3 protein-coding genes and 2 pseudogenes are annotated in these 3,061 nt (G+C 42.7%); 3 read left to right on the top strand and 2 right to left on the bottom strand.

Annotated elements, in window-relative coordinates; translation table 11 throughout:
* From G4P69_RS36595 to G4P69_RS36585, 3 genes are all read left to right on the top strand, one after another.
* Nucleotides 1–957: anthranilate phosphoribosyltransferase family protein (locus G4P69_RS36595; RefSeq protein WP_208354754.1), on the top strand; the 957-nt coding region annotated here is incomplete at its 5' end.
* A gap of 62 nt (nt 958–1,019) precedes the next feature.
* Nucleotides 1,020–1,295: a BrnT family toxin gene (locus G4P69_RS36590; RefSeq protein WP_208339937.1), complete on the top strand. Its 276-nt coding sequence runs from the start codon at nt 1,020–1,022 to the stop codon at nt 1,293–1,295.
* The gene (locus G4P69_RS36585; RefSeq protein ID WP_208339938.1) at nt 1,279–1,500 is read left to right on the top strand and encodes a hypothetical protein; all 222 of its coding nucleotides are present in this window, start codon (nt 1,279–1,281) and stop codon (nt 1,498–1,500) included. Before G4P69_RS36590 ends, G4P69_RS36585 begins: the two co-directional genes overlap by 17 nt.
* A 41-nt stretch (nt 1,501–1,541) precedes the next feature.
* On the opposite strand, the pseudogene G4P69_RS36580 reads toward G4P69_RS36585, so the two are convergent.
* A pseudogene (locus tag G4P69_RS36580) lies at nt 1,542–2,219 on the bottom strand (MBL fold metallo-hydrolase); the annotation flags it as partial.
* A gap of 138 nt (nt 2,220–2,357) precedes the next feature.
* Nucleotides 2,358–3,061, bottom strand: a pseudogene (locus G4P69_RS36575) (substrate-binding domain-containing protein); the annotation flags it as partial.

Raw genomic sequence — 3,061 nt, 5'->3', positions numbered from 1 at the left:
ACAACACCAGCACAAATAGGAGCATTTTTGATTGCCCATCGGATCAAGCGTCCTACACCAGAAGAGTTAGCGGTGATGTTGGATGCGTACGATAAACTAGGCGCAAAACTACACACCCTTGCGAGTGAGCAACAATTTATAGTTTTAGGGATTCCTTATGATGGCAGATCTCGGACTGCCCCTTCAAGCCCCTTAACGGCTTTGTTGCTAGCAACATGTGGGCAACCGGTGGTGATGCACGGTAGCGATCGCATGCCCACAAAATACGGTTTGCCTTTAGTAGACGTTTGGAATTCTTTAGGTGTCGATTGGACTAAATTACCATTGGAAAAAACCCAACAAGTTTTTGAGGAAACAGGAATTGGCTTTGTTTATACGCCAAGGCATTTTCCTTTAAACCAAACTATTTGGGAATATCGTGACCAATTGGGCAAGCGTCCGCCTCTTGCAACAATGGAACTTATCTGGTGTCCTTATGCAGGTAATGCTCACATAATTACTGGGTTTGTACATCCTCCCACAGAAATTATGTTTCAAGAAGCTTTGGCGATGCGCAGGGTTGTTGAGTTAACAACGGTTAAAGGTTTGGAAGGAAGTTGTGATTTACCACGCGATCGCACTGCCATTATTGGTTTAGGAGGAGTTGTAACTCCCGTTGAACGATTACATCTCGTTCCGCGTGAATATGGCTTTAGGACACAAAATGTACCCCTTGGAACGAATGAAGAACTGCTTGCTGATATGCAGAGTGTGTTGCAAGGCAAACCAATAGAACTTATGCAAACAGCATTATGGAATGGCGGGTTTTACTTGTGGCGTTGTGGGATTTGTTCAGACGTACAAACAGGTATAGCAAAAACTGAAGAATTATTTACTAGTGGCGCAGTAGCTAAAAAACTGCAAGAACTTACCGAATCTGTAAATTCTCTCCCCGACAAACTGTTTCAAACTGTTTGAGATCAATAGCGGTGCGTTACGGCGCAAAACTTGGTGAGTTGGTTAATAACGATACTTAATTTATGAAGTTTGAGTGGGATGAAAATAAAGCACAAAAGAACTTAACAAAACATGGAGTTGCCTTTGATGAGGCAAAATCTGTATTCAACGACCCCTTATTTATTACCTTCGCTGATCCAGAGCATTCAATTGGAGAAAGGCGTTTTATAATATTGGGTGAATCAGCACAGGGACGATTGTTAGTTGTCGCCTATACTGAGCGAAATTCAGTAACTCGCTTGATTAGTGCAAGAGTTGCAACTCGCAGAGAACGGAGAGTTTATGAGTCAGAGATCTAATTCCGAACACGAAGATGAACTGCGTGATGAATATGATTTTACCAAAATGCAAATTTTGGCGAGAGGTCCAGGGCGCAAGCAGGCAAATATTTTAACTGTCGCATTAGAACCGGATGTGGCAGAAATGTTTCCCGATTCGGCAGCGGTAAATGAGGCTTTGCGTTTTCTGATCCGTATTACCAAAAATTCCACAGCCCAAACATAATAATTTTTTTTAAGTCTCTTATCTCCTCTGCTCCTTACTCTCTACTTCACCGATAATATTAATCCTTCAAGGGCTAACAATGCTTTGGGGTAGACAAATTTAACCTCAGTTTGAACTTGATCTAAAAAATCATCATGGTCATCTGGGTGATGATGAGTGAGTACAAGCTGCTTAGCGCCTACAGTCTTCGCTAATTCTACAGCAGTTAACCAGTAAATATCAGATTCGAGGTAGTTACGTCCAGCAGGAAGAGTATAAGTAGCATTAGCAATCAACAAATCCACACCTTGGGTTAGTCGGGTAATGTGTTCTCGTTCAGCTTTTTTAATACATTCATGAATATCTGTAATATAAGCAACACTATATTCCTCCCACGCAACTCGGTACCCGATAGATCTTTGAGTCCAATTGATTAATGCTGTTGTCACATTAACATCATCCAACTTCACGGTTCTATTTGGAGTGAGATTGTGAAATTGTAGCTCAGACTGCATAACTTGTAAGGGGTAGGGAAAGTGCGGTTGGAGCATTTGATCGTACAAGCATTGTTTGATAGAAGCACCATTTGAAGCCGCTGTCCCGTAAATATGGAAGCAATTTTCTGGAAGAAATGCAGGATCAAAAAAGGGAAATCCTTGAATACGATTTGATTGGGAGTTGGTAAAAAATAAATGAGCTTTTAGTGGTTGTTGGTGTTCTAACAAATTTTTTCCGAGGATGCTTCAGCACGCGTTAAATTCTCCCCCGTGTGGTTTCCACTACCTATCTTCTTTAATAACTCCCTAAATATATTGCTCATTTCCCATTACCCCCTGTCCATTGCCCCATACCCTATGCCCTATGCCCCATGCCCAATTTCAAGACTGCTGCAAAGAATCTAATTGTGGAGGAATATTTTCCTGCACTAGTTCCCAAAAATGTTGGATCGGAGGAATTTGGAGCCTGTCTTGAGTAGTGATCATAACAACTTGCCGAGTCAAACTACAACCATCCGGTAGAGCGATATTGCTGTCGCTAGCTAAGGGGCGAACTGCAAGAGAGGGGTCATTACGTGCTTCTACTAACGCTGAACGAGGTAGCAAAGCTACAAATCCTCCCTGGCGCACCACGCCTCGGAAAGCATCGAGAGTGTTTACTTCTAACGCGGCTTGTAGTGTGGCGTCTAATCGTTCAAAACTATCTTGTACTAGCCGTTGCATTCCATAACCATCCTTAAAAACCACTTGGGGATAATGAATGAGTTCTGACCAAGGAACATGTTCATATTCCGCTAATGGGTGATCTGCGGCGGTTAGAACTTCTATTGGTTCATCGTATAGCACTGCTACCACCATTTCTCTGGTAGCAGTTAAAAGCTGGTTATTCATCACAATTGCTAAATCCACTAGTCCATCTTTCAGGGCTTTTTATGCGCGATCGCTACCCCACGCAGTCACCCCCAATTGCACATCTGGGTAATTGCGGCAAAATTTTTTTAATAATGGCGGGGGGGAATAAGGGGGCCGCGGATAAATAGCTGCAAAGCACAGATCTTGTTGTTTTTCTGCGGGGAAAACTGTGG

Source organism: Aetokthonos hydrillicola CCALA 1050, from assembly GCF_017591665.1.
GTDB lineage: Bacteria > Cyanobacteriota > Cyanobacteriia > Cyanobacteriales > Nostocaceae > Aetokthonos > Aetokthonos hydrillicola.
Note: the sequence above shows the minus strand (reverse complement) of the source record. Positions and strands in the feature narration are given on the sequence as shown.

Coding starts and splice junctions, on each gene's coding strand:
- G4P69_RS36585 (WP_208339938.1), top strand. CDS start 1,279: ATGAGTCAGAGATCTAATTCCGAACACGAAGATGAACTGCGTGATGAA.
- G4P69_RS36590 (WP_208339937.1), top strand. CDS start 1,020: ATGAAGTTTGAGTGGGATGAAAATAAAGCACAAAAGAACTTAACAAAA.